Origin of the sequence: Dysgonomonas sp. (assembly GCF_035323175.1) — a bacterium.
GTDB lineage: Bacteria > Bacteroidota > Bacteroidia > Bacteroidales > Dysgonomonadaceae > Dysgonomonas.
Genome location: NZ_DAOKYH010000005.1, coordinates 150136 through 175394, shown reverse-complemented (window position 1 = coordinate 175394; position 25259 = coordinate 150136). Strand labels below are relative to the sequence as shown.

At 37.7% G+C, this 25259-nt stretch carries 21 protein-coding genes; 15 read left to right on the top strand and 6 right to left on the bottom strand.

Annotation, left to right across the window (positions count from 1 at the left end):
• Window positions 1-69: 69 nt before the first annotated feature.
• Window positions 70-429, bottom strand: coding sequence for a ribosome silencing factor (gene rsfS, locus PKC55_RS08785; RefSeq protein ID WP_135105411.1), 360 nt, complete (start codon window positions 427-429; stop codon window positions 70-72).
• Window positions 430-743: 314 nt separating this feature from the next.
• On the opposite strand from rsfS, the gene miaA reads away from it, so the two are divergent.
• The 5 genes from miaA to PKC55_RS08760 all read left to right on the top strand — a co-directional run bounded on the left by miaA (window position 744) and on the right by PKC55_RS08760 (window position 8025).
• Window positions 744-1667 carry a tRNA (adenosine(37)-N6)-dimethylallyltransferase MiaA gene (gene miaA / locus PKC55_RS08780; protein WP_291127840.1) on the top strand — a complete coding sequence of 308 codons (924 nt, stop codon included), beginning with the start codon at window positions 744-746 and terminating at the stop codon, window positions 1665-1667.
• Window positions 1668-1935: 268 nt separating this feature from the next.
• Window positions 1936-4248, top strand: coding sequence for a GH92 family glycosyl hydrolase (locus PKC55_RS08775; protein ID WP_135105409.1), 2313 nt, complete (start codon window positions 1936-1938; stop codon window positions 4246-4248).
• Window positions 4249-4251: 3 nt separating this feature from the next.
• On the top strand, window positions 4252-5250 hold the full coding sequence (locus PKC55_RS08770) for a glycosyltransferase (protein WP_135105408.1): 999 nt from the start codon (window positions 4252-4254) through the stop codon (window positions 5248-5250).
• Between the two features lie 38 nt (window positions 5251-5288).
• Entirely contained in the window at window positions 5289-6782 is a 1494-nt protein-coding gene (locus PKC55_RS08765) for a glycoside hydrolase family 125 protein (protein ID WP_324372695.1), read from the top strand.
• A gap of 253 nt (window positions 6783-7035) precedes the next feature.
• Window positions 7036-8025, top strand: a complete 990-nt coding sequence (locus tag PKC55_RS08760) for a PhoH family protein (RefSeq protein WP_135105406.1) — start codon at window positions 7036-7038, stop codon at window positions 8023-8025.
• A gap of 119 nt (window positions 8026-8144) precedes the next feature.
• On the opposite strand, the gene PKC55_RS08755 is transcribed toward PKC55_RS08760, so the two are convergent.
• From PKC55_RS08755 to uvrB, 3 genes are all read right to left on the bottom strand, one after another.
• Window positions 8145-8792, bottom strand: a complete 648-nt coding sequence (locus PKC55_RS08755) for an NAD(P)-dependent oxidoreductase (RefSeq protein ID WP_291129136.1) — start codon at window positions 8790-8792, stop codon at window positions 8145-8147.
• 65 nt (window positions 8793-8857) lie between these two features.
• Window positions 8858-9094: a hypothetical protein gene (locus PKC55_RS08750; protein ID WP_135105404.1), complete on the bottom strand. Its 237-nt coding sequence runs from the start codon at window positions 9092-9094 to the stop codon at window positions 8858-8860.
• Window positions 9095-9457: 363 nt separating this feature from the next.
• The gene (gene uvrB, locus PKC55_RS08745) at window positions 9458-11479 is read right to left on the bottom strand and encodes an excinuclease ABC subunit UvrB (protein ID WP_291129139.1); all 2022 of its coding nucleotides are present in this window, start codon (window positions 11477-11479) and stop codon (window positions 9458-9460) included.
• 142 nt (window positions 11480-11621) lie between these two features.
• On the opposite strand from uvrB, the gene PKC55_RS08740 reads away from it, so the two are divergent.
• The 6 genes from PKC55_RS08740 to PKC55_RS08715 all read left to right on the top strand — a co-directional run bounded on the left by PKC55_RS08740 (window position 11622) and on the right by PKC55_RS08715 (window position 16551).
• Window positions 11622-12353, top strand: coding sequence for a lysophospholipid acyltransferase family protein (locus PKC55_RS08740; protein ID WP_291129141.1), 732 nt, complete (start codon window positions 11622-11624; stop codon window positions 12351-12353).
• A gap of 176 nt (window positions 12354-12529) precedes the next feature.
• On the top strand, window positions 12530-14281 hold the full coding sequence (locus tag PKC55_RS08735) for an amino acid ABC transporter substrate-binding protein (RefSeq protein WP_291129143.1): 1752 nt from the start codon (window positions 12530-12532) through the stop codon (window positions 14279-14281).
• Complete coding sequence (locus PKC55_RS08730) at window positions 14282-15007, top strand: porin family protein (protein ID WP_283685524.1); 726 nt, start codon at window positions 14282-14284, stop codon at window positions 15005-15007. It abuts the gene before it with no gap.
• Between the two features lies 1 nt (window position 15008).
• The gene (locus tag PKC55_RS08725) at window positions 15009-15689 is read left to right on the top strand and encodes an O-methyltransferase (RefSeq protein WP_291129146.1); all 681 of its coding nucleotides are present in this window, start codon (window positions 15009-15011) and stop codon (window positions 15687-15689) included.
• Window positions 15690-15700: 11 nt separating this feature from the next.
• On the top strand, window positions 15701-16261 hold the full coding sequence (locus tag PKC55_RS08720) for a cob(I)yrinic acid a,c-diamide adenosyltransferase (protein ID WP_006841663.1): 561 nt from the start codon (window positions 15701-15703) through the stop codon (window positions 16259-16261).
• A gap of 68 nt (window positions 16262-16329) precedes the next feature.
• Window positions 16330-16551 (top strand): DUF2795 domain-containing protein, encoded by a 222-nt coding sequence (locus PKC55_RS08715; RefSeq protein WP_006800744.1) that lies wholly within the window; start codon window positions 16330-16332, stop codon window positions 16549-16551.
• Between the two features lie 475 nt (window positions 16552-17026).
• On the opposite strand, the gene PKC55_RS08710 is transcribed toward PKC55_RS08715, so the two are convergent.
• Window positions 17027-17158 (bottom strand): hypothetical protein, encoded by a 132-nt coding sequence (locus PKC55_RS08710; RefSeq protein ID WP_291129148.1) that lies wholly within the window; start codon window positions 17156-17158, stop codon window positions 17027-17029.
• 581 nt (window positions 17159-17739) lie between these two features.
• Here PKC55_RS08710 and PKC55_RS08705 point away from each other — a divergent pair.
• Together PKC55_RS08705 and bsh are read left to right on the top strand one after the other, a co-directional pair.
• Window positions 17740-19077 (top strand): dihydroorotase, encoded by a 1338-nt coding sequence (locus PKC55_RS08705; RefSeq protein ID WP_291123911.1) that lies wholly within the window; start codon window positions 17740-17742, stop codon window positions 19075-19077.
• A 137-nt stretch (window positions 19078-19214) separates the two neighbouring features.
• Window positions 19215-20255, top strand: a complete 1041-nt coding sequence (gene bsh / locus PKC55_RS08700) for a bile salt hydrolase (RefSeq protein ID WP_291123909.1) — start codon at window positions 19215-19217, stop codon at window positions 20253-20255.
• Window positions 20256-20324: 69 nt separating this feature from the next.
• Here bsh and tamL read toward each other — a convergent pair whose 3' ends face one another.
• Window positions 20325-22637: a translocation and assembly module lipoprotein TamL gene (gene tamL / locus PKC55_RS08695; RefSeq protein WP_291123907.1), complete on the bottom strand. Its 2313-nt coding sequence runs from the start codon at window positions 22635-22637 to the stop codon at window positions 20325-20327.
• 251 nt (window positions 22638-22888) lie between these two features.
• Here tamL and PKC55_RS08690 point away from each other — a divergent pair, with 251 nt between their 5' ends.
• Complete coding sequence (locus tag PKC55_RS08690) at window positions 22889-24700, top strand: YgiQ family radical SAM protein (RefSeq protein ID WP_291130474.1); 1812 nt, start codon at window positions 22889-22891, stop codon at window positions 24698-24700.
• A gap of 56 nt (window positions 24701-24756) precedes the next feature.
• Window positions 24757-25152 (top strand): Dabb family protein, encoded by a 396-nt coding sequence (locus tag PKC55_RS08685; protein ID WP_291130477.1) that lies wholly within the window; start codon window positions 24757-24759, stop codon window positions 25150-25152.
• The last annotated feature ends 107 nt before the right edge of the window (window positions 25153-25259 follow it).

Genomic DNA, 25259 nt, shown 5'->3' with positions numbered 1-25259 from the left:
AATGTGTGATTTAGTTTGTTTTCAAAACTATAACAAGCGTAAATAAGATTTGTTTAAATATGCTTTATCTCAATCAATATCAGGGATTGATTCTAGTTTTGCATCCGCCCACAAATGTTCGATATTATAAAACTCACGCAATTCGGGCACAAATACATGAACAATAACCGTACCATAATCTATACCAACCCAACGGCTTTCACGTAATCCGTCGATCAGTAAAGGGCGTTCTTTTTTCTTTTTCTTGAGGTAATCAACAATTTCTTCTGATATAGCAGATACTTGTATAGGAGTGTTTCCTTCGCAAATCACAAAATATTGACAAATAGTACCCGGTAATTCTGTCATATCGACAATGACGATATTTTTAGCTTTCTTCTCTTGGCATGCAGCCACAATATTGTTTACTAAGCTTTTTCCTTCTTTCATTCGTTAATTTATAGAGTCTCTTTTTTTGTTTTAGCCTACAAATATAAAGTGATTTTTTTAACTTACCACTCATATCTTATAGAAGTACAAATAATTAATTGTGTAAAGATAACTAAGTTCTTAAATTTCTTTCGGGTTTAGAAACCTTAATACCTACTTTAATAAGGATTTTTATCTTTTATTTACATAGAAATAGCTTTTATATGAGAAACAGAATATAAATGCCTGTCAGTTTTGTCATTTTTTGAGACACGAGAAGGAATCAGATATCCTATTATAAGTGAAAATATAAATTTCATTCTAACTTTGTACTTATGAAGAATTATGATCTAATCACCATTATAGGACCGACGGCATCAGGCAAAACAGCATTTGCCTGCCATCTGGCACATACACTCCACACCGAGATCATAAGCGGAGACTCGCGGCAGGTATACCGCTCGATGGATATTGGAACAGGAAAAGATCTGTCAGATTATGTAATAAACGGAGAAAATATACCTTATCATCTGATTGATATTCGGGAAGCCGGCGATAAATATAATATCTTCGAATATCAGCACGATTTTCACAATGTATATACAGACATAAAAAATAGGGATAAACTCCCTATCCTATGTGGAGGATCGGGGCTCTATGTAGAATCGGTACTTAGAGGATATTCATTGGTAAACGTTCCCGAAAACAAGGAACTCAGGTCAAAATATGCAGACTATAGTTTACAGGCACTCACACAAATACTAGAGAGCTATAAAACGTTACATAACAAAACTGATGTCGATACAGTTCAAAGGGCAATAAGAGCAATAGAAATAGAAGAGTACAAAAAGACTCACCCGTTGGAGCAGAATGAATTTCCTCCTCTCAATAGTTTAGTAATTGGAGTAGATATCGACCGTGAATTACGTCGAAAAAAAATATCAAAACGTCTTAAAGCCCGGCTTGAGGATGGAATGATAGAAGAAATAAAAGATATTCTCTCTCAAGGAGTAAAACCTGACGACCTAATTTATTACGGATTGGAATATAAATATGTTACTCTATATGTCCTCGGGCAGTTGAGCTACGAAGATATGTATTCGCAATTGGAAATTGCCATCCACCAGTTTGCAAAAAGACAAATGACATGGTTTAGAGGAATGGAGAAAAGAGGAATAGATATCCATTGGATAAACGCAGAATTACCGATGAAAGAAAAGATAGATAAAACGAAGTTGTTAATTAACATGAACGAATAGTCTTTTTTGTTAATATTAATTTAAAGCTAAGTACTAATTCCCTTTGTTAATGTATTTTTGAAATGATTATTTTTCAATGCCCGATGAGAATAGAAATTTTAACTGCAAGTTTATTTTTAATATACTTCAACAACCTTTTTAGCATGAGTTTCTCTCGCTTCTCTAAGTGAGTATAAATGTTATTATCTAAACAATGCAGTTCAAGTTTCAAAACAAAACATCTAAATATCACAAAATCATAAAAGCAACTTAAAAACCTCAATCAACAATGAAAAAAAAGAAAATAGGAATTCTATTCCTAGCATTAATTGGCTTTCTGGGGACTATTCAATCTCAGAATTATGAGCCGGTCGACTATGTTAGTCCTTTAGTCGGCACTCAATCGAAGTATTCGTTATCTACGGGTAACACCTATCCGGCTATCGCGATGCCTTGGGGAATGAATTTCTGGATGCCTCAGACCGGTAAGATGGGCGACGGCTGGGCATATACCTACGATGCCGACAAAATTCGCGGCTTCAAACAAACACACCAGCCAAGTCCATGGATCAACGATTATGGTCAATTTTCTATCATGCCGGTAACAGGTAAACCTGTATTTGACCAGGAAAGACGTGCCAGCTGGTTTTCACACAAGGCGGAGATAGCTAAACCGTACTATTATTCGGTTTATCTTGCCGATCACGATGTAGTTACCGAAATGGCTCCTACATCTCGTGCGGTTATGTTTCGTTTTACATTCCCCGAAGAGCAAAACTCATACGTTGTAGTTGATGCTTTCGATCGTGGGTCTTATGTAAAAATTATTCCTGCCGAAAACAAGATTATAGGTTACACAACACGTAACAGTGGTGGTGTACCTGAAAACTTCAAAAATTACTTTGTAATCGTTTTCGACAAACCATTTACATATACAGCTTCTGTTGCCGGAGGAGTTCTTTCTACCAAAAGCCTGGAAGTTAAAGACAGCCACGCTGGTGGTATTATCGGCTTCTCTACCAAGAGAGGAGAAAAAGTACATGCCCGCATTGCTTCTTCATTCATCAGCCCTGAACAAGCAGAACAAAATCTGAAAGAATTGGACGGAAAATCATTCGACCAGGTAACTGCGCAAGGACGTGCAGAATGGAACAAAACATTGGGACGTATCCAAGTAGAAGACAATAACATCGACAATCTTCGTACATTCTATTCTTGTCTATACCGCTCAGTATTATTTCCACGTTCTTTCTATGAGATAAATGCAAAGAACGAGGTAGTACACTACAGCCCATACAACGGAGAAGTTCTTCCAGGCTATATGTTTACAGACACAGGCTTCTGGGATACCTTCCGTTGCTTGTTCCCATTCCTCAACTTGATGTATCCGGAAATGAACACCAAGATGCAAGAAGGATTAGTGAACACCTACAAAGAAAGCGGATTCTTACCGGAATGGGCAAGTCCCGGTCACCGTGGTTGCATGGTGGGTAACAATTCTGCTTCTGTAGTAGCTGATGCTTACCTGAAAGGACTTCGTGGATACGATGCTGAAACGCTATGGCAAGCAGTCGTTCACGGAGCAAACGCTGTACACCCTACTGTAAGTTCTACCGGGCGTTTAGGCTGGGAACACTATAACAAACTGGGTTACGTACCTTACGATGTGAAGATCAATGAGAGTGCAGCACGTACACTCGAATATGCATACGACGATTGGTGTATCTATCAGTTCGGTAAGAAGCTGGGTAAACCTGAAAAAGAAATCGAGATCTACGCTAAGCGTGCGATGAACTATAAAAACCTTTTCGATCCTGAACATAAGTTGATGAGAGGAAAGAATGCAGACGGTAAGTTCCAATCTCCTTTCAATCCATTGAAATGGGGTGATGCTTTCACCGAAGGTAACAGCTGGCACTACACATGGTCGGTATTCCACGATCCTCAAGGATTGATCGATCTGATGGGAGGCAAAGCCGGCTTCAACCGCATGATGGACTCGGTATTCAATGTACCGCCATTATTTGATGACAGTTATTACGGAGGTGTAATTCATGAGATCCGCGAAATGCAGATTATGAACATGGGTAACTATGCACATGGTAACCAGCCGATCCAACACATGATATATATGTACAACTATTCAGCTGAACCTTGGAAAGCCCAATACTGGGTACGTGAGGTGATGGATAAATTGTATACACCTAATCCTGACGGATATTGTGGAGACGAAGATAACGGCCAGACATCTGCCTGGTATGTATTCTCTGCATTAGGATTCTACCCTGTATGCCCGGGATCGGATGAATATATCTTAGGATCGCCACTATTCAAATCTGTGACTCTAAACCTAGAGAACGGAAAGAAAGTAACGATAAAGGCAGATAACAACAGCAAAGCAAACCGCTATGTGGAGAGCATGACAGTAAATGGACAGCCATATACAAAGAACTACGTGACACACGGAGATCTTCTTGGCGGAGCAAACATCAGCTATAAAATGTCTCCTACTGCCAACCAAAACAGAGGTACAAGCGACAGCGACTTGCCATATTCGTTCTCGAAAGAATATAAGGTAACGAATACAAAAAAGAAAAAATAAGAAATGGAGCAGCCTAAAGTCAGTATTATTGTTCCTGTTCATAATGCGGGTAAATATCTTGAAAAATGTTTGACTTCTATTGTTAGCCAAACATTGAAAGAGATTGAGATCATTTTGGTTCTCGACTGCCCTACCGACGGGAGCAATGATATTGCTGAAGGTTTTGCTGCAAAAGATAAGAGAATAGTACTGATTTATAACGACGAAAATCTGCATACAGGAATCAGCAGGAATAAAGGAATAGAAGCAGCCAAAGGAAAATACATCGGCTTCTTCGATCACGACGATTATTGCGAGCCTGATATGTATGAGTTGTTATATCAAAAAGCAGAAGAAGAACGTTTAGATGTTGTAAGGTGTAACTTTCTGTGTGTTTATAAAGTGAAATCCGAATATGTAGAAGAAGGATATAAATATCCTGATAATTCTACCAATGCAACGGATAAAGAATGGTTTTATGAAAATGTATGCAGCGATAAAATTTCGTGCGTTATATGGAACCATCTGTATAAAGCTGATTTTCTGAAACAAAATGCACTATCTTTCTTAGACTCAAGAAATATTTGTTCCGAAGACAGCATTTTTTTCATAAATGTATATGATAAAATAGATAAGATCGGGCTTGTTCCGGACTTTTTATATTATCATGTCTTTCATTCTAACAATACAGGGAAAGTATACGCTTATCGATCTATCAAAAATAGAATTGCATTTTTTGAAGAATTGCATAAGTTTCTGAAAAGTAAAGGGATTAGTGAAAGCAAATGCAATGCTTTCCTATTCAAAAATGTAGTTCGTTCATTTTATAGTGCCTCTCGTCAAGCCATCCTGCTATTTCCTCTCAGAAAAGCATTTGGAGAGATAAATGCATTAAGAAAAAACAATCTGATAATGAGTCAGTTTAGATTTCTATACAAAAAAGAAAATCTATCTGCCTTATTAGAGATGAAACCGACTATTATTATCTTCTCATTTTTGATTAAATTTGGTACCCGAAAATAGATTATTGATTAAATGTTTTTTAGAAACATGTACTAATTATGAAAAATAACTACATAAAAAAAGGAATCATAGGACTATGCCTAGCCAGTATGACAGCAATGTCGGCCGAAGCTAGTACCTTGATCAAATTAGAAAACAATACAGTTTTATCTCAGGATAACACTGCTATCAAAAAGGATGATCCTTACAAAAGCAACCGTCCTGCGGTAGACAAACGTCTATTCCAATCCAAAGCTGTAGAAAGCGAAATAGTACGCATCAAAAAAATGCTGAAAAATCAAAAACTGGCATGGATGTTTGAAAACTGTTTTCCGAATACACTTGACACAACTGTAAGACACAGAAAGAGCAACGGAAAAGATGACACTGTCGTATATACAGGAGATATCCATGCTATGTGGCTACGTGATTCAGGAGCTCAGGTTTGGCCTTATGTACAGTTAGCAAATAGCGACCCTGAATTAAAAGCAATGTTGGCGGGAGTTATCCGCCGTCAGTTTAAGTGCATCATCATCGACCCGTATGCAAATGCGTTTCTTGATCCGTATGATCCGAACCCCGATCATCAGTGGATGTCGGACGGTACAGCGATGAAGCCGGAATTGCACGAACGAAAATGGGAAATTGACTCGCTATGCTATCCTATACGCTTAGCATATCACTATTGGAAAACCACGGGTGATACAAGCATCTTTGATGAAGAATGGCTACAAGCAATCACGCTGGTTTTACAAACATTTAAAGAACAACAACGCAAAGACGGTGTAGGTCCTTACTCTTTCCTTCGTGTAACAGACAGAGCGTTGGATACATTAAACAATGGAGGATTAGGCGCTCCGGTGAAACCGGTAGGATTGATTGTTTCTTCATTCCGTCCGTCGGATGATGCAACCACACTGCAATTCCTTGTACCATCTAACTTCTTTGCTGTATCTTCTCTCAGAAAAGCAGCCGAAATATTGACCGAAGTAAACAAAAAACCTGCCCAGGCTAAGGAGTGCAGCGATCTTGCTCAGGAAGTAGAAACAGCATTAAAAGAACATGCCGTTTACAACCATCCGAAGTATGGTAAAATCTATGCATTCGAAGTTGATGGCTTTGGTAATCACCTATTGATGGACGATGCAAATGTTCCAAGCCTTTTGGCTATGCCATACTTGGGAGATGTAGATGCAAATGACCCTATCTACCAAAATACACGCAAATATGTGTGGAGCGAAGATAATCCTTATTTCTTCCGTGGAAAAGCGGGTGAAGGTATCGGAGGACCGCATATCGGTTACGACATGGCATGGCCTATGAGTCTTATGATGAAAGCCTTTACAAGCAAGGATGATCAGGAAATAAAATGGTGCATAAAAATGCTGATAGACACCGATGCAGATACAGGATTTATGCATGAATCATTTAATGTAAATGATCCGAACAAATTTACTCGTGAATGGTTTGCTTGGCAAAACACTTTGTTTGGAGAGTTAATCCTCAAACTGGTAAACGAAGGCAAAGTTGGCTTATTGAATGATATAAAATAAGACTAAGATTAAAATATGAAGGAATCGTGCAAGTTTTACTTGCACGATTTTTTGTTTTCTATAACAGCAATAATATTTTGCTTCAACCTTTCTTTGAAACAAGAATGATTCGCTTTCTAAAATACATTTTTGTTTAAATTAAGAAAAACCTAAAATATTGAAGATTATAATTATATTTGTGAACCATTACATTATATAGAACCCGACTAACCAAGTTAAAATCATTATGGTACTTTGTTGATAATTAAACTGAATGATAGAACAAATAATTATTTTAGAACACGTAGACCCTGTAGTCTTTTTCGGCATAAATAATTCCAATTTACAATTAATAAAAACGCTCTTTTCTAAATTACATATCGTTGCACGGGGAAACGCTATCAAAGTAACAGGAAATGCAGAAGATGTTCCTTTATTCGAAGAAAAGATCAGAGAGTTGGAGAAATTCTCTGTGGACCGAAATAAGCTAACTCAAGAAGACATTATAGATATCGTTAAAGGCAACTCTCCGAATGTTGTCAAGCAAGAGAATCTGATTATATACGGAGTGAATGGCAAGCCTATCTCTGCACGCACACCAAACCAACAGAATTTTGTAAATAGCTTTTATAAAAATGATATGGTATTTGGTATCGGTCCTGCGGGCTCGGGTAAGACATATACGGCAATCGCCTTGGCTGTAAAAGCATTGAAAAACAAAGAGGTAAAAAAGATTATTCTGAGTCGTCCTGCTGTTGAAGCCGGAGAAAAGCTTGGATTTCTGCCGGGAGATATGAAAGAAAAGATAGATCCGTATCTACAGCCATTGTATGATGCATTAGAAGATATGATTGCTCCGGCAAAACTAAAAGACTATATTGAAAATAAAACAATACAGATTGCTCCTTTAGCCTTTATGCGTGGGCGAACTCTTAGCGATGCAGTAATCATACTTGACGAAGCACAGAACACAACTGTACTTCAGATAAAAATGTTTCTGACACGCCTTGGTATGAATGCGAAGATGATCATAACAGGAGATGTTACTCAAATAGACCTCCCACCCTCTCAACAGTCTGGGCTTAAACATGCTTTACGTGTACTCAAAGACGTGAAAGGCATTGGTCATATTGAATTTGACAAAGGAGATATTGTCCGCCATAAACTGGTACAACGAATTGTTGAAGCATACGAGAAAGAGGATAAACGAGAAAAAACCTTAGAGAAAAAAGAAAAGAAAGAGTATGATAAAAAGGAGGCATGACCTCTCTCCTAAAGGCTTTTATAAATCATAAAAACGTCATATAGAATAAAAACGGGTACAATGTCAATGTTACATTGTACCCGTTTTGCATTTATAGTATAGTTGTGTATGCGAAATAATTAATATCCTACAGTGTAATGCTGGCGGGAGTGTTTTCTATTTTCAACCTCATCAGCAACAACGATAGCCAAATCCTGAACAGAAATAGAGGACGTACCATCTCTCATTACAGGCTCGTCTTTTCCCATTCTGAATCGCCCTGTTCGTCCTGTAGTTATATTTTCATTCATTTCTGTAGGTGGAGAAAGGTACACCCAATCCAGATATGTCTCTCGCCTCAGCTTATCAAAATGATCTCGTGAGGCTTTTGCGCCTTCTTTCATTTTAGCGGGGAAATCATCAGTATCTACTAATTGAGTTCCTCCTATATATAGAGTTCCGGCATTGCCTACTACAAAATAGCGTCTGATATTTGCTGCACGAACCGCTTTTTGTATCGATTCATAACCATCAATATAATCGTTATAAAGATTCGCATTGTCCCAACCGGCATTATATGCAGATATTACCATCTGATTGTTTCTTAACACTTCTGTAAGTGCATCTGTATCTTTGATATCAACACTCACAGCGTTTAGCTTATCATTCTTCACTGTGATTTTATCAGCATTTCGTGCAATCGCTGTCACTTCATGATCCCTCGACAACAATTCTTCTAATAGTTGAGAACCCACAAACCCGGTTGCCCCAATTAATGCTACTTTCATAATATATACAATTGATTTATAATGTTATTGAAAAAATAATTATCTTTTATATTTTATCGCTCTTACTATCTGCGACCTATATTTTCGAGATAATTTTCTACTCTTTTGTTTCGCTCATCTTCGGTCAGACTGGCAGCCACTTCGATATGGGTTCTGTCATCAATTTTCAGCCATACTGTCTCTCCCATATCTTTTTTGTGTTCTTCTATTATTCTTCTTAACGTATCTTCCGGAGTCTGTCTTTCAGTCCTTTTCATAGCAGTTCTTCTCCCTGCTTTAGGAGTTGTTTGTTGTACACTCATTTTATTTGATTTTTTAATTTAATTGTGCGATTAATGCAAATTTTTAAAGAAGCAGAATATTCTTCTACTTCACCAAAAATCACATCACATGTAGTTTTGGAAAACTGTCATATTTATGTGAAACAGATAAACATAACACTTAAAGTGCAGATTTACAAATATTTTATAGAAACTTTACAAATAAAGAGGCAAAAGCATGATAAATAACAAATCTTATACTTTACCAACACCATCATACGCTAAGTTAATGAAAATAAAAAACTTAACAAAACACTATTATTTTTTGGAGATTATATGAGATAAAATCGGGAGGAATAAAGAAATAATTAAGCGGCGGAAATACAAAAGAAAAAAGGAAGCTGATCACTTCCCTTTGCTCTTTAATTCATCTTCTAATTTAATCACCTGATCACGGTATTGGGCAGCTTCAAGAAATTCGAGCTTTTTAGCAGCCGCAGACATTTGCTTTTTTGCTTTTGCGATAGCTTTCTTCAGTTCCTCTGCGCTCATATACTGCATCTGGTCTTCCGAAGCGATAGAAAGCATGCTATCTTGATTATATGGCTGAGGAGTAGCAGAATCTTCTCCTTTACGCTGCGTGAACACGGACGTACGGGCTTTCTGTATTTGTTTAGGTACAATACCATGCTCCTCGTTATACGCCATCTGCTTCTCTCGTCGGCGATTGGTTTCATTGATAGTCTTTGCCATACTATCCGTAATCTTATCGGCATAGAAAATAACCTTACCATTTACATTACGGGCTGCACGACCTACTGTCTGAGTGAGAGACCTATGCGAACGTAAAAAACCTTCTTTATCAGCATCCAAGATTGCAACAAGCGAAACTTCGGGTAAGTCAAGCCCTTCACGCAGAAGGTTGACACCTACAAGTACATCAAATTCTCCCGTTCGCAAGCTATCCATAATCTGAATACGATCGAGAGTATCCACGTCGGAATGTATGTAGCTACAACTTATTCCGTTGTTTGACAAATAATTTGTCAGCTCTTCGGCCATACGCTTTGTAAGAGTTGTTACAAGTGTACGCTCATTCTGCTCAACACGCATTTGTATTTCTTCCATCAGATCATCAATCTGATTTAAACTCGGACGCACATCAATTGGAGGGTCTAAAAGACCAGTGGGACGAATCAATTGCTCTACAATTACCCCTTCTGATTTTAACAGCTCGTAATCGGCAGGCGTTGCGCTCACATAAATGGTTTGTGGTACAAGAGATTCAAACTCTTCAAACTTCAATGGCCTGTTATCTAAAGCTGCAGGAAGACGAAAACCATATTCAACCAAGTTCTCCTTGCGGGAATGGTCTCCTCCATACATTGCTCGTATTTGGGGAATAGTCACGTGACTTTCGTCAACGACTAAAAGAAAATCATCAGGGAAGAAATCCAACAGGCAGAATGGACGTGTACCGGGTTTGCGATTATCAAAATAGCGAGAATAGTTCTCTATACCGGAGCAGTGTCCTACTTCACGGATCATTTCCAGATCGTAAGTTACTCGTTCATAAAGGCGTTTAGCCTCCAACGGTTTTCCTATCGATTGAAAGAAATCTACTTGACGTCCCAGATCTATCTCAATTTCCCCAATTGCCCTATCCATACGGTCTTTGGTCGTTACGAATAGGTTTGCAGGGTAAATCCTAAAATCATTATAGCTATCGATTTTTATTCCGGTGAGTGGATCGAGACATTCTATACTCTCTATCTCATCTCCCCAAAAAACAACTCTCACAATAGGATCTCCATAAGCAAGGAAAACATCCACTGTATCGCCCTTTACACGAAAATTGCCGGCTTTGGGATCAACTTCGTTACGTGAATACAGAGCACTAACCAATGATCTTAGAAAAACATCACGTACAATTTTCTGTCCCACCTTTAAACTAATTGTAGAGCTTTCAAAGTCTTCGGGATTCCCCATGCCATAGAGGCAAGACACAGAAGATACAACAATTATATCGCGACGACCCGATAAGAGAGACGTTGTAGTTGCCAGTCGCAACTTTTCTATCTCATCGTTGATAGATAAATCTTTCTCTATGTAGGTATTCGTAGACGGAATATATGCTTCCGGCTGATAATAGTCATAATATGAAACAAAGTATTCGACCGCATTATCAGGAAAAAATGTCTTAAACTCACTATACAACTGGGCGGCAAGTGTCTTATTATGGCTTAACACCAATGTGGGCTTGTCTACATTTTGAATAACATTAGCTACCGTAAATGTTTTTCCTGAGCCGGTGACTCCCAACAATGTCTGAAACGGAATATCTTGTAAAACCCCTTCGGATAAAGCAGCTATCGCAGCCGGCTGGTCTCCTGTTGGGCTATAATTTGAAGTTAATTTAAAATCCATCTGTTATTTTCCTCTTTCCTAAATCAAAGATAACAAGAATTTTGCATTTATATTCTTAAATAAATAGGATTAACTACTCATCATGAAAAATGTATTCAAATTAAATAATGTATTTTTGTATTACAAACGGAATATTTTGAGTATGAAAAAAATTGTTCTATTCCTCTATGAGCTATTTATTTTTGCTCCTATCTTCATCTTAGCTACTATTGTCACGGCCGTAACCGTCATGATCGGATGCCTGGTCGGCAACAGGACTTTCTGGGGTTACTACCCTCCAAAATATTGGTCTAAACTTGCATGCAGGCTTGCTCTGTGCAAAATAAATGTTGTCAGAAACGGGAAACTAGATCCAAACAAATCATATATATTCGTACCAAACCACCAAGGGGCTTTCGATATATTCCTGATTTACGGGTATCTGAATCAAAATATAAAGTGGGTTCAAAAACAAGAACTTCGTAAGCTTCCTTTTGTAGGAAAAGCATCCGAGATTGCAGGGCATGTATTTGTAGATCAGTCCAACCTCAAATCGATGAAAGATACGATAGTTAAAGCCGAAGCTGAATTGAAAGAAGGATCATCGATGGTAATCTTTCCCGAAGGTGCACGCACAAAAACAGGCAAGATGGGACGATTTAAAAGGGGAGCTTTCATTATTGCCAAAGAAATGAATCTGGAGGTTGTTCCTGTAACCGTAAACGGACCTTACGACCTGATGAAAATAAATACATACTTCTTGAACCCATGTAAACTGGAACTGATAATACACGAACCGATCTCTACAAAAGATTTGAATGAAGACAATATGTCTGAATTTATAGATAACTGTCGGGAAATTGTATATTCGGGACTTTGGGAAAAATATAAATAATTAAACTTTAAAGAACTATACAAAAGACAGAACGGTTTTAAATAGGCTTATACAGACGAACCTGAACCCTAATAAATGTTAGAAAATTAATTCATAATAAACATCACAACAGTAAATAACAAGATAACATTCATTTTTTTGTACTTTTGCGATTAACCATATAACAATATTTAGAAATGAAATTGAAGCACATATTATTTTTATCATTCATACTGATCGCTTGTCATTCAAGCCTTTCGTATGCATATAATACATCAATTTCCGTTACTCAAACACCGAAGGATGAAATTACCACCTATACTGTAGCCAAAGGAGAAACTGTATATTCTATTGCTGCTGCACATAACACTTCCGTACAGCAAATATATAAGTTGAACCCAAAAGCCGAGCAAGGTATTAAGGCCGGTGACAAACTTCTACTATCCAAAGCGAAAGCCGTAGCAAGTTACAGCAACCACCTGATAGAAGCAAAGGAGACGCTATTTTCGGTTTCACGCCTCTATAAAATATCGGTAGATGACCTGAAAAATGCAAATCCCGGACTTACTGAAAGTACTTTCAGTATAGGTAAGACCATCCGAATTCCGATGTTTGGAGGAAGCTCTTCTACTTCAAACTATGCCGGACAAGCTGCAAGCAGGTCAAACAAAGAATATAAAGTACAAAAGAAAGAAACACTATATAGCATTGGAAAAGCAAACAATGTAAGCGTTGAAGCTTTATTGGATGCCAATCCATCACTCAGAACAGAGGGATTGAGAAATGGTATGACAATAATCATACCTGCCGGTGAAGCCACATCTAAAAACAACTTATCGCAAACAAACAACATCAGAAAAAGCGAAGCTCCTCGTGCGACTAAAGGCGAAACCGTAAGAGTAGGTATCCTGTTGCCATTCACAGACAACAGCGGAAGTATATCAAAAGACAAGCTTGCCGAATACTACGAAGGGTTCTTACTGGCAGTGAAAGACCTGAAAAGTAAGGGACTGAATGCTGAGATATATACATTCGATACAGGCTCTGAAAAAAACACCAAAAGACTTGAAAGCCTTTTGGAAACAAATGAGATGAAAAACATGCACCTCATTATAGGAGGAGTATCGAAACAACAGATAGATGCCTTAGTGAAATTCTCTAAAAAAACAGGCATAAAGTATGTGATACCTTTTGGCTCTTCCAGCGAGATAACAGGCACACCTCTGCTATTCCAAATGACGTCATCGCATTCATCATTGTATCCCGAAGTGACTTCTGCTTTTGTAAAAAGATTCAGAAATTACAATATAATCTTCGTATCCGAAGATGGTTCAAATAATGATAAAATAGATTTTGTAAACGATCTAAAGAAAAGCCTCAGCAAGGCGGGAATTCAATCGAAGACAATCACAAAATCGAGCAATTTGGGCGAAGACCTCAAAGCTGCAGCAAATGCTACAAACAATATAATCGTACCTACATCGTCTTCCGAAGCAACATTAAGAAGAATAACAGCAGTGCTGAATGTTTCGAATGATACCTCGTTCAGCCTCTTTGGTTATCCCGAATGGCAGGTATATAACAGCCAGGTAGAGAATCTCCATAAATATGATGCGTACATTTACAGCATATTCTTCCTCAACGAACAGCAAAATGCTGTGCAAAACTTTGCGGATGACTACAAACAGTGGTACAATAAGAATCTGATTAACTCGTTCCCTAAATGGGGATATCTTGGATATGATACAGGTCTTTACTTCTTAACTGCACTAAAACAGTATGGAAGTTCTTTCGAAGATAATATATCCAAAATAAATGTACCCACATTACAGTCTTGCATTTACTTCGAAAAAGCAAATGAAAAAAATGGAGGATATGTAAACAACGGTATATACTTTATCCACTATAAAGATAATTCCAGTCTCGAAAAAATAGATATCACTGATTAAATGGTAAATAGATATTTATTATTATTGCTTCTACCTTTTATTTTTGGTTCATTCATGTATGGACAAAATAAAGACTTCAAACCTGAGTGGAACATAGGCGTAGGATTCGGACCCACATTTTCATCTGTGGATTTTCAATCCGTCCCAAACTCTGAAAATGCCAACAAGATGCGCATCTCGACAAAAAACCAGATGCAGTATCACGGAGGTATAGCTATACGATACATCTCTGAAAAAAACATCGGTATCATTGCCGAGCTCAACTATAGCCAGGAAGGGTGGAAACAAAATTTCAGCAAGAATGACGTATTTGCAAATTTAGGTTTTGAACATTCTCACCAATTAAACTATTTTGAATTACCCGTACTCACGCATATCTACTTCGGAAACAAAGTACGCTTCTTTTTCAATCTGGGACCTAAAATTGGATTTCTGATAAGTGACAGTGAAAAAATAAACGACAAGCTCGAAAACTATTTGGCTAGCGGAGTGTCTCCATCATTCGAAACCAACCAATATTATCGTATGGCTGAGAATAAAATCGATTATGCCTTAATGGCAGGTCTTGGACTAGAATTTCGTACGGGTATCGGCAATTTTGCTTTAGAAGGAAGATACTCTTTCGGGTTAGGAGATATTTATAAAAGCAGTAAAGCCGACTACTTTTCGAGATCGGCAAACAGAGTTATTTACGGTAAGTTAACCTATTACGTCAAGCTATTCTGATATGCCACGCATATACAAGCTCTCGAAAACAGGATTAAAAATACTTTATAAGATACGCCATCATAGAGGTCATGGCATACATTCTCCCTTTGTTTTCAATCTGATAAATAAAGTAATTGAAGAAAAAACGCCTTATCATATCTATGATGATATAAGAACCATTATAGATCCTTATGTTTTTTTGCACTTGAAGAAGTACAACTTGCTTTTATTTCGATTGGTTAATTATTTCAATGCAGAGAGAATACTCGAAATAGGTGCAGGATATGGAGTGAATACAATTTGTATGACAGCAGCATCGAGCAATACAAAGTGTATAAGTATAGAAACAAGCGAGAGAAAATATAGTATTGCCAAACGTTTATACAGTGAATGGAACAGAAATATAGAGTTATTGACTGATCCAGAGCTACCCGAACTACAAGAAAAGCAAGACTGTATCCTTATCGATTTAAATAACTATAGTCTCTTATCATCAGATGTTTGCAAATACTTGGATAATATTTGTCACGAAAAAACATTTATAATTGTAAGAGGCATAAGAACAAATAGACGCAACCAAACGTTATGGAAATGCATCGCAAGCATGGATAGCAGAACAGTAATACTGGACTTATTCAACATTGGTATTGTATTTTTTGACAAGACTCTTTACCGATGGGAATATAAAATCAGTTTTTAAACTAAACGAAAATGAAGAAAAGTGGCATATATACGAAAACCGGAGACAAAGGAACAACTTCCCTTGTAGGAGGCAAACGTGTGATAAAGGCTCATGTGAGGCTTGATGCATATGGTACAACAGATGAGCTCAATTCGTTTGTCGGATTTCTTACAGAAAAGATAGAAGATGAGCACGACTTGAAAATATTATCTTTTATTCAGCATAAGTTGTTTACTGTAGGCTCTTATCTGGCAACGGAGACAGAAGCCATGCCACCCAAAGCAGCGAGCATCATTACAGACAAAGATATAGCCACCCTCGAGAATGAAATGGACAGGATGGATAGCGAGCTCCCTCAATTGAGGCAATTTGTCTTACCGGGAGGAAGCGAATCGGCTGCGCGGGCACATATCTGCCGTACCGTTTGCCGACGTGCTGAGCGTTGCGTATACAAAGTGAAGGAAGAATATCCGGTGGATGATCTGGTCTTAATGTTCATAAACAGGCTCTCCGACTACTTTTTCTTACTCGCTAGAAAAGAGAGCAATAAGAAAGGAAATGAAATATTTTGGAATCAGGCTTTGATATAAGAAATATTGTTATATTTTTGCGGAAAATATAAGCAAACTGGCAAAAAATAAAAATAAATAAAAATATTATGTACTGGACACTAGAATTGGCATCTAAACTAGAAGATGCACCATGGCCTGCAACAAAAGAGGAGTTGATTGACTATGCCCAACGTTCGGGTGCACCTCTTGAAGTAATAGAAAATCTACAGGAAATTGAGGATGAAGATGAAATCTTTGATACCATCGAAGACATCTGGCCTGATTATCCAAGCAAAGAAGATTTCTTTTTTAACGAGGATGAGTATTAAACTCCACACGTTGTAAAAGGCTATAGAAACAAATAAGAAAGAGATTAGGGTAATTTGTAATTACTTTAATCTCTTTTTTTGTATCGTTTGAAACGTAGTAAAAACATGGAATACTTTAAAGAATAATCGTTTTGACCCGAGCTTTATTTTCCTGATGAAACAGATGCCAAAGTTCTATGAAAAATATTCAAATAAATCAACTAATTAGTATTATAAAAATAAGGAGGTTTAGCTATTATTGAACCCAGTATGAAACCTCCTGTTCCTGTAAGTGTATCATAGATTTGCATTCTCCTTGTGTCTTCTTTGTATTTAAAATATGTTTAAATGCTATTTAAATGTTTGTTTGTTTGTTTGTATATGTATATATTTGCATCATAGTACAACAAAGCGCATCAAAATACAACAAAATACATTAGAGTACATTTAAGTACATAAAAAAGAAAAACCCCCACTTATGTGAGGGTCTTAGTAATTAGAAATCTTTTATTAGAAATCTAAAAAAGCCACCTTTAGGATGATAAATCCTTTTACCATTTCGGGTAATCCAACGAGAAAAAACGAAATGATAACCTGTAGGTGCTTCATCTAAAATAGTTTTCTTCATTGTAAACTGTTTTAATGAATACTAAAAATCGAATGAGAAGTTGAAAATCCTACCTTTCAACTTCTTTTTTGTATCTATACACTTATAGATAACGCAAATATAATTAAATCATAAGACATTTGCAAGCCATTTTAAGGCCTAGTTTTGAACAGGATGTTAACAACTGCACAGCTAAGTTAAAAGTTCGTCAAACGCAAACCAAACACGTCATTTCTCTTGATTTAATTAACAATATTTAACCTTTATATTTTTTAGAATTATAGACCCTATCATGCGCACAAATATTTGAAGAGAAATAAATAAGTTTCATTAAAACTTACTTCAAAAAAAACAATAAAAAATTGATTGTCTATATATTAATTATAAATAATCATTTTTCAATAAGAATGAGCATTAAGCTCCGCAAGTTACAAAATACTATATTCCAAACGATGGAAAACCACAATAGCTAAAAAAATACACACACCCATTACCACTATCGCATAGCCTAAATTCTATTACGATTGATTTCACTGATAGTAATTTGCAACTTCCTTTCAATAATATTCCTTTTTCTTATCTTTGCAAGAAATATCTCCAATATGATACTAATACATAAAGCCACCATTATCAACGAAGGAACTTCATTTGTAGGCTCCGTATTGATAGAAAAAGACATTATATCTGAAATATATAGATCGGAAGAAGTTCCTGAGACAATTCTCAACAAAGCAACAGTAATAGACGCCAAAGATTTATGGTTGCTTCCGGGAGTAATAGACGATCAGGTGCACTTTCGCGAGCCGGGATTAACTCACAAGGGAGATATTGCGAGCGAAAGCCGTGCTGCGATAGCAGGTGGAGTAACATCCTTTATGGAAATGCCAAACACAAACCCGCAAACGACAACCATAGAATTACTGGAACAGAAGTTTGAGATAGGCGCACAAAAATCCTACGCAAACTACTCCTTCTATATGGGTGCTACAAACGACAACCTCGCCGAGCTAAAGAAGGTAAACCAAAAAGAAGTATGTGGCGTAAAAGTCTTTATGGGATCGTCAACCGGCAACATGCTTGTAGATGACAAGAAAGTATTGCAAGCTATTTTTGCCGAAATAGACATGCTCATTGCTACACACTGCGAAAAAGAAGAGATCATCAGAGAAAATCTGGCAAAATATAAAGCAGAATTCGGTGGAGATATACCAATTCAGTACCACCCGCTCATACGTAGCACAGAGGCATGCTACCGCTCTTCTGCCGAAGCTGTTGAACTAGCCGATAAGTATCAGACCCGCCTGCACATCCTTCACCTTTCCACCGAGAAAGAAATCAGCCTGTTTGATATTAAACCGCTTACAGAGAAAAAAATAACAGGAGAAGTGTGTGTGCATCACCTTTGGTTTTCGGACGAAGACTATTCAAAGTATGGCACGCGCATAAAGTGGAACCCTTCGGTAAAGACACGGCAAGACAGAGGTGCTCTTATGCAAGGCCTGCTAAAAGGAAAACTAGATGTGATAGCAACAGATCACGCTCCGCATTTGATAGAAGAAAAAGTAGGAGGAGCTTCGAAAGCAGCATCGGGAGGACCTTTGGTTCAACACTCATTGCAGATGATGCTGGAACTATCTAAAAAAGGAAAAATATCAAAAGAGCAGGTTGTAAATAAGATGTGCCACGCTCCTGCTGTAATGTTCCAAATATATAAACGAGGATACATCCGCAAAGGGTACTTTGCTGACCTTGTACTCGTAAACCCTAATAAACCATATACGATTACTAAAGATAATATTCTGTATAAATGCAAATGGGCTCCACTAGAGGGTGAAACAATGTCTACCACGATAGAAAAAACATTCTTGAACGGAAAAATTGCATTCGAAAACGGAGCCGTAAACGAAGTAAGAGGAGAAATGTTGAAGTTTGATCGATAACCTCTATTCACTCAAAAAAAATCGTTCAAAAAATAGAAAACGTAAGATCTCTAGGATAAAATAGGGATAATACGAAACTTTCATTTAAGTTAAATTGTTAAATAGAGAGGAATTCACTCATAAACTTCAATCTAATTATGAAAAAGTTTGGTATTGTTCTTAGCGTCATTCTTGCGCTTCAGTTTGGCAGAATAGATGCTTGTACACGAGTTGTTTATCAAGGCCCAAACAACACGATCCTCACAGCCCGTTCTATGGACTGGAAAGAGGACAGCCGTAGCAACCTTTGGATATTCCCAAGAGGAATGGAACGTAGTGGCGAAGTGGGCAAAAACCCTATGAAATGGACTTCAAAGTATGGCAGTGTTATAGCCTCTGCCTATGATATCTGTAGCACCGACGGCATGAATGAGAAAGGGTTGGTAGCCAATCTTCTTTGGTTAGCTGAATCTTCGTATCCGAATTGGGACGGCAAGAAGCCTGCATTGTCAATCGCCGCTTGGGTGCAATATATGCTCGACAACTTTGAGACAGTAAGCGAAGCCGTTACAGCAATGGAGAAGAGAGATTTCGAAGTCATATCCGACATGATGCATGATGGTTCCCGTATGGCTACTTTACACTTATCTATATCCGATGCCACAGGCGATAATGCTATATTTGAGTATATCAACGGAGAATTGAAAATACACCACGACAGATCATATCAGGTAATGACCAATTCGCCTGTTTTCGATCAGCAATTGGCATTAAACGATTATTGGAAAAATATTGGAGGACTAACATTCCTTCCCGGCACAAACCGTGCAGCAGACCGTTTTGTAAGAGCATCTTATTATATAAACACCATTCCTCAAACAGACGATACACGTATCGCTGTGGCCAGTGTGTTTAGTGTTATTCGCAATGCTTCTGTACCTTATGGTATAACTACACCGAATGAGCCGAATATTTCTTCTACAAGATGGAGAACAGTTTCGGATCAGAAGAACAAAGTGTATTATTTCGAATCAACTCTATACCCGAATGTCGTTTGGGTTGATTTCAAAGACATAAATTTTTCGGAAAAAGCTCCGGTAAAGATGCTGGATTTGGTAAACGGAAATTCCTATTCAGGAAACACAATCAAAGACTTTATAGATGCCAAGCCTTTCAAATTTCAAGGAATAGACAATTAACCCATAAGACTGAATATAAACAACACAGCCAATCCGTTATGATTGGCTTTGTTGTTTTATACATATTATTTAGAATGGATATCCTATACCAAAATGCCATGCCATGCGGTTTAATCGCGGCTTGAACAATACAAATCGTTCAGATTGTAGAAGCCCCGGATCATACGCTTTCATACCTGCATCAAAACGTAATAACAGAAAACTCAAATCTAAGCGAATACCCAATCCGTACGAAACGCCAATTTCTTTATAAAAGTTCTTGAATTCAAATTGTCCTCCGGGTTGAGTTTCATAATTCTTTAAAGTCCAAACATTGCCGGCATCAATAAACTGAGCAAATTCGAAAAGAGGTGTCAGCTTATATCTATTCTCTATACTAAATTCGAGCTTCATATCCCCTGTCTGGTTTACAAAATCACTTTCTGTTTTTTCGGCACGTCTATAAGATCCCGGACCAAGAGATCGGGTACTCCACCCCCTGATACTGTTTGCTCCTCCGGCAAAAAATCTCCTTTCGAAAGGCAAGACATCCGAATTACCATAAGGGTGAGCTAAACCGAGCCCGACACGATAAGCCAATGAATGTATTTTTGAGAAATAAAAAGTTCGGGAATATTCTACACTACCTTTTATATATTCGGCATAGGCAACACCCAATATCTTTTTCTGCCCTGTTTCCTGATCAACTTTTGCTCCATTCAGAGTGGTAACAAGTCGAGGCAACCCTCCCGCAAATTCAATAGAACTTCGGATAGCATATGTCGGATAAAGTGCATTCAATCGGCGTGCATTCACTAGCGTAATGGTATATGCCATGCGCGAAACGAGTTGATCTCGATAGCTCTCTCGTAGCAAAGCATTCTTGTCATCGTCAAGATATTTTTTAAAATCGTCAGACATACTAGGCATCCGCATGAAGTTAATATCAAACAAATCAAGAGTGTGACGTAATCTATTATTGTATGTAGACCAACCGTAGTTCAATGAAGTATTGAAGAACTGACGTGTATATTCCTTACGATGCTGATTGGTAAGACCAACAGAGACTCTGGTAGAAGCGGAAGGCTGCTCTCTCCAACTTTTTTTCAGCCAAGGGAATAAGAACATCGGAAAGGTAAGTCCGGTTTCTATCCCATACTCATAGAAGTTTTGATTCAACAAGTCATTCTTCTCCTTTCCGGCAATAAATTCATAGGCCCCTTTCAGCTTTATATTGAATTGCTCCCCTCCATTAAAAAGATTCTGATGCTGATATGTTATACTTGGGGCAATACCGATATCTCCTGCCGAATTAGTACCATCAAGTCCAGCCTTAAACCAATGGGCATTTGCCGGCAGCAAGACTATCGTTGCATCCAGCAAATGAGTGCTATCTTGAGTCGATGGGGCTACAGATATATTTGCCTGCTTTATTGCTCCCATTTTGGTATATGCCTCGTATGTACCATTGAGAGCCATATCTGAGAAGTAGCTTCCTTTACGCAGATAATTATTTCGAACAATGGTAGAACTTCGTAAGAAATTATTTCGTCCCCTGATAATTTTTATTCCTTTATAGTCCACAGTATCTGCATTCCTGAAAAACCATCTGTTTGCACTCACCAACCCATCATTTTGCCCTCTTGTATCAGCAGTTGAATTCAAGCCGGATATTATCGTTACATTGTTTATTTTATAACGAGGGTAAGGCAAACTATCTTTTGCAGGATATACATCCAAAAATAAATCTACCTGATGTGAGTTGAGTGTAGAATCCACTTTGAAATAGAGATATTCTTTCGAAAAGTTATAGTAGCCCACATTTCGCATTATGCTATTCACTCTTTGTCTTTCTTCCTCAAGGAGCTCCATATCAAACATATCCCCAGAGGTTATGTAAGGTTTCATTGGGATACGTGTCAAAATGCGAGTCATTGTGGTATCGCTAAGCGTATATTTATAGTCACGAACAGTATAGGGTTTACCTCCTTTAAGATCGTACGTTACAGATATTTTCTTCCCTTTTATCTTCAATATAGTATCTGCCTCGGCATTCAAATATCCTTGGTTATTCAACTGTTTAAGAAGTTGGTTTCTTGATTGCCAGGTTTGTCCCGAGCTATATATTACAGGCGGTGCTCCTAGTTTACGGATATTCCTATTTATCCATGAAGAATCGCTTCCGGCTATATTGTAGATTTTTAGGGTTACCTTTCCCAGAAGGGGCAATGTTGTGTTTGGTTGTTGGCGAACAAAATCTTCCAAGTCAGAGGTTGCATTCTTTGTATCATGCTTTATGGTAAAATCATCCAACAAATAGCTTCCGTCCGGAATGTTTTTGGTAGTAGAACATGCCGTAAGAATTAAAACAAGGATAAATGATATGGATAAAACTTTTTTCATTACAAATATTAACATACAACAAAGATATAATGTTTAATAAATAGATAACATTAAAATACTAAGTTTCATTTATTGTGACCATGTTATCTATAATAAAGTCTCAAAGAATCGTGTTCTTTTGATGACAATTTTCCTTTCTTCAAGAAAAAGAAAATGGAGCGGTTTTGGATATAACGATGAATAAATAAAATGTTAAGAATCATTCCTAAAAATACCTCAACTACAAAAAAACAATACCTTTGCATCTGATTATGAAAGAATATCGTCTTACTGACTGGTTACCTACAACAAAAAAAGAGATTGACCTCAGAGGATGGGATGAACTTGACGTTATCCTTTTCTCGGGAGATGCATATATAGATCACCCCTCTTTTGGAGCTGCTGTGATCGGCCGCATTTTAGAAGCCGAGGGGCTAAAAGTGGCAATCGTACCCCAACCTAACTGGCGGGACGATTTGCGTGATTTTAAAAAATTGGGTAAGCCTCGCCTTTTTTTCGGAGTAACGGCCGGAGCAATGGATTCGATGATCAATCACTATACTGCAAACAAACGGCTACGCTCTGATGATGCTTATACACCCGATGGAAGAGCTGACATGCGACCAGATAGACCTTCGATTGTATACACCAATATTCTAAAAGAGATTTTCCCCGATATCCCTGTCCTTCTAGGAGGGATAGAAGCATCACTACGCCGGGTAACACATTATGACTATTGGGACGATAAACTTCATAAGTCAATATTAGTAGATTCCAAAGCCGACCTGTTGGTATATGGAATGGGAGAACTACCTCTGAGAGCTATAATCGGGGAACTAAAGAGCGGCAAATCGATAAAAGATCTCAAAGATATTCCTCAAACCGCATATCTATCGGACAAAACGCCGGATGGAAAGGAAAAGGATATCTATCTCTTTTCACACGAAGAATGCTTGTCAGAAAAGCTGAATCAAGCAAAAAACTTCAAGATTGTAGAAGAGCAATCGAATATGATAAATGCTTCCCGCATCATTCAAAAATGTGGTGAGCAGTCTGTCATTATCAACCCACCCTACGCTCCGATGTCGGAAAAAGAGGTGGACGCATCGTTTGATCTTCCATATACGCGCCTACCCCATCCCAAATATAAGGGAAAGACAATTCCGGCTTTTGAGATGATAAAATTCTCGGTCAATATGCACCGTGGCTGTTTTGGAGGCTGTGCATTTTGTACCATATCAGCCCATCAGGGTAAATTTATCGCTTCACGATCTAAGGAATCTATACTGAAAGAGGTAAAGGAAATAACAGACATGCCCGATTTCAAAGGCTACCTAAGTGACCTTGGAGGCCCTTCTGCCAACATGTATAAGATGAAAGGGAAAGATGAAAACATCTGTGCAAAATGTAAACGCCCATCATGTATTCATCCCAAGATATGTAAGAATTTGAATGTGGACCATTCTCACCTCTTGGAAATATACAAGGCTGTAGATAAAATACCTAAGATAAAGAAATCATTTATTGGTAGCGGGGTACGTTACGATATGCTTCTACACCGGAATGAAGATGACAGGCTGAATAAGATATCTGAAGAGTACACCAAAGAGCTGATTGTAAATCACGTATCAGGACGTCTTAAAGTTGCTCCGGAACATACATCCGACAAAGTGCTCAGCTATATGCGCAAGCGGAGCTTCGAGCAATTTTACACTTTTCAGAAAATATTTGAGAAAATAAACAAAGAGTCGGGACTCAAGCAACAGCTCATCCCTTATTTTATATCTTCACACCCCGGGTGTACAGAGATAGATATGGCTGAGTTGGCCGTTGCAACAAAGCCTCTAGGATTCAAACTGGAACAGATACAAGATTTCACCCCATCTCCTATGACCGTAGCTACAGAAATATACTATACAGGGTATCATCCGTATACGCTAGAAAAAGTATATACAGCACGGACAAAAGAACAAAAATTGGCACAACGCCAATTCTTCTTTTGGTATGATAAAGATTACCGTCCGCAAATCATAAAAGAATTAAAGAGATTGAAAAGAGAAGATCTTTTAAAAAGGTTGTATTAAGACCTACATAGAATTATTTACTTTAGTAATATCTTAAATTATTAAACACTTCGCTTATGAAAAACTTAATTCTGCTCATTTTACTATTCCTCCCTCTGTATGCTTGCTCCGATAAGAGTAAACAAGAAAAGAAAGAAGCTGAAAGCACGAATACGAATATCAGACACGTAGTTGTTTTTAATCTTAAACACGAGTTGGATGATCCTAAAACTGCTCAATTTCTGGAAGAAGGCAAAGAGATATTAACAGCTATACCCGAAGTAAAAAATTTCCAGGTATTCCGTCAGGTCAGTAAAAAGACGAATTTCAACTTCTGTTTTTATATGGAATTTGCCGACTCTACTGCATATAAAACATATAACGATAATCCTGAGCATGTAAAATTTGTAAAAGAAAGGTGGGAAACAGAGGTTTCAGACTTTATGGAAATCGATCTGGAGAATTATAAATAAGACGTACATGTAAATTTAGATGGATTCTGGCTTTACTATTGCACATTTTTACTATTTTTGTGCGATAAACTATTATAAGCTATCGTCGTATTTTTATAAGTAGCTAA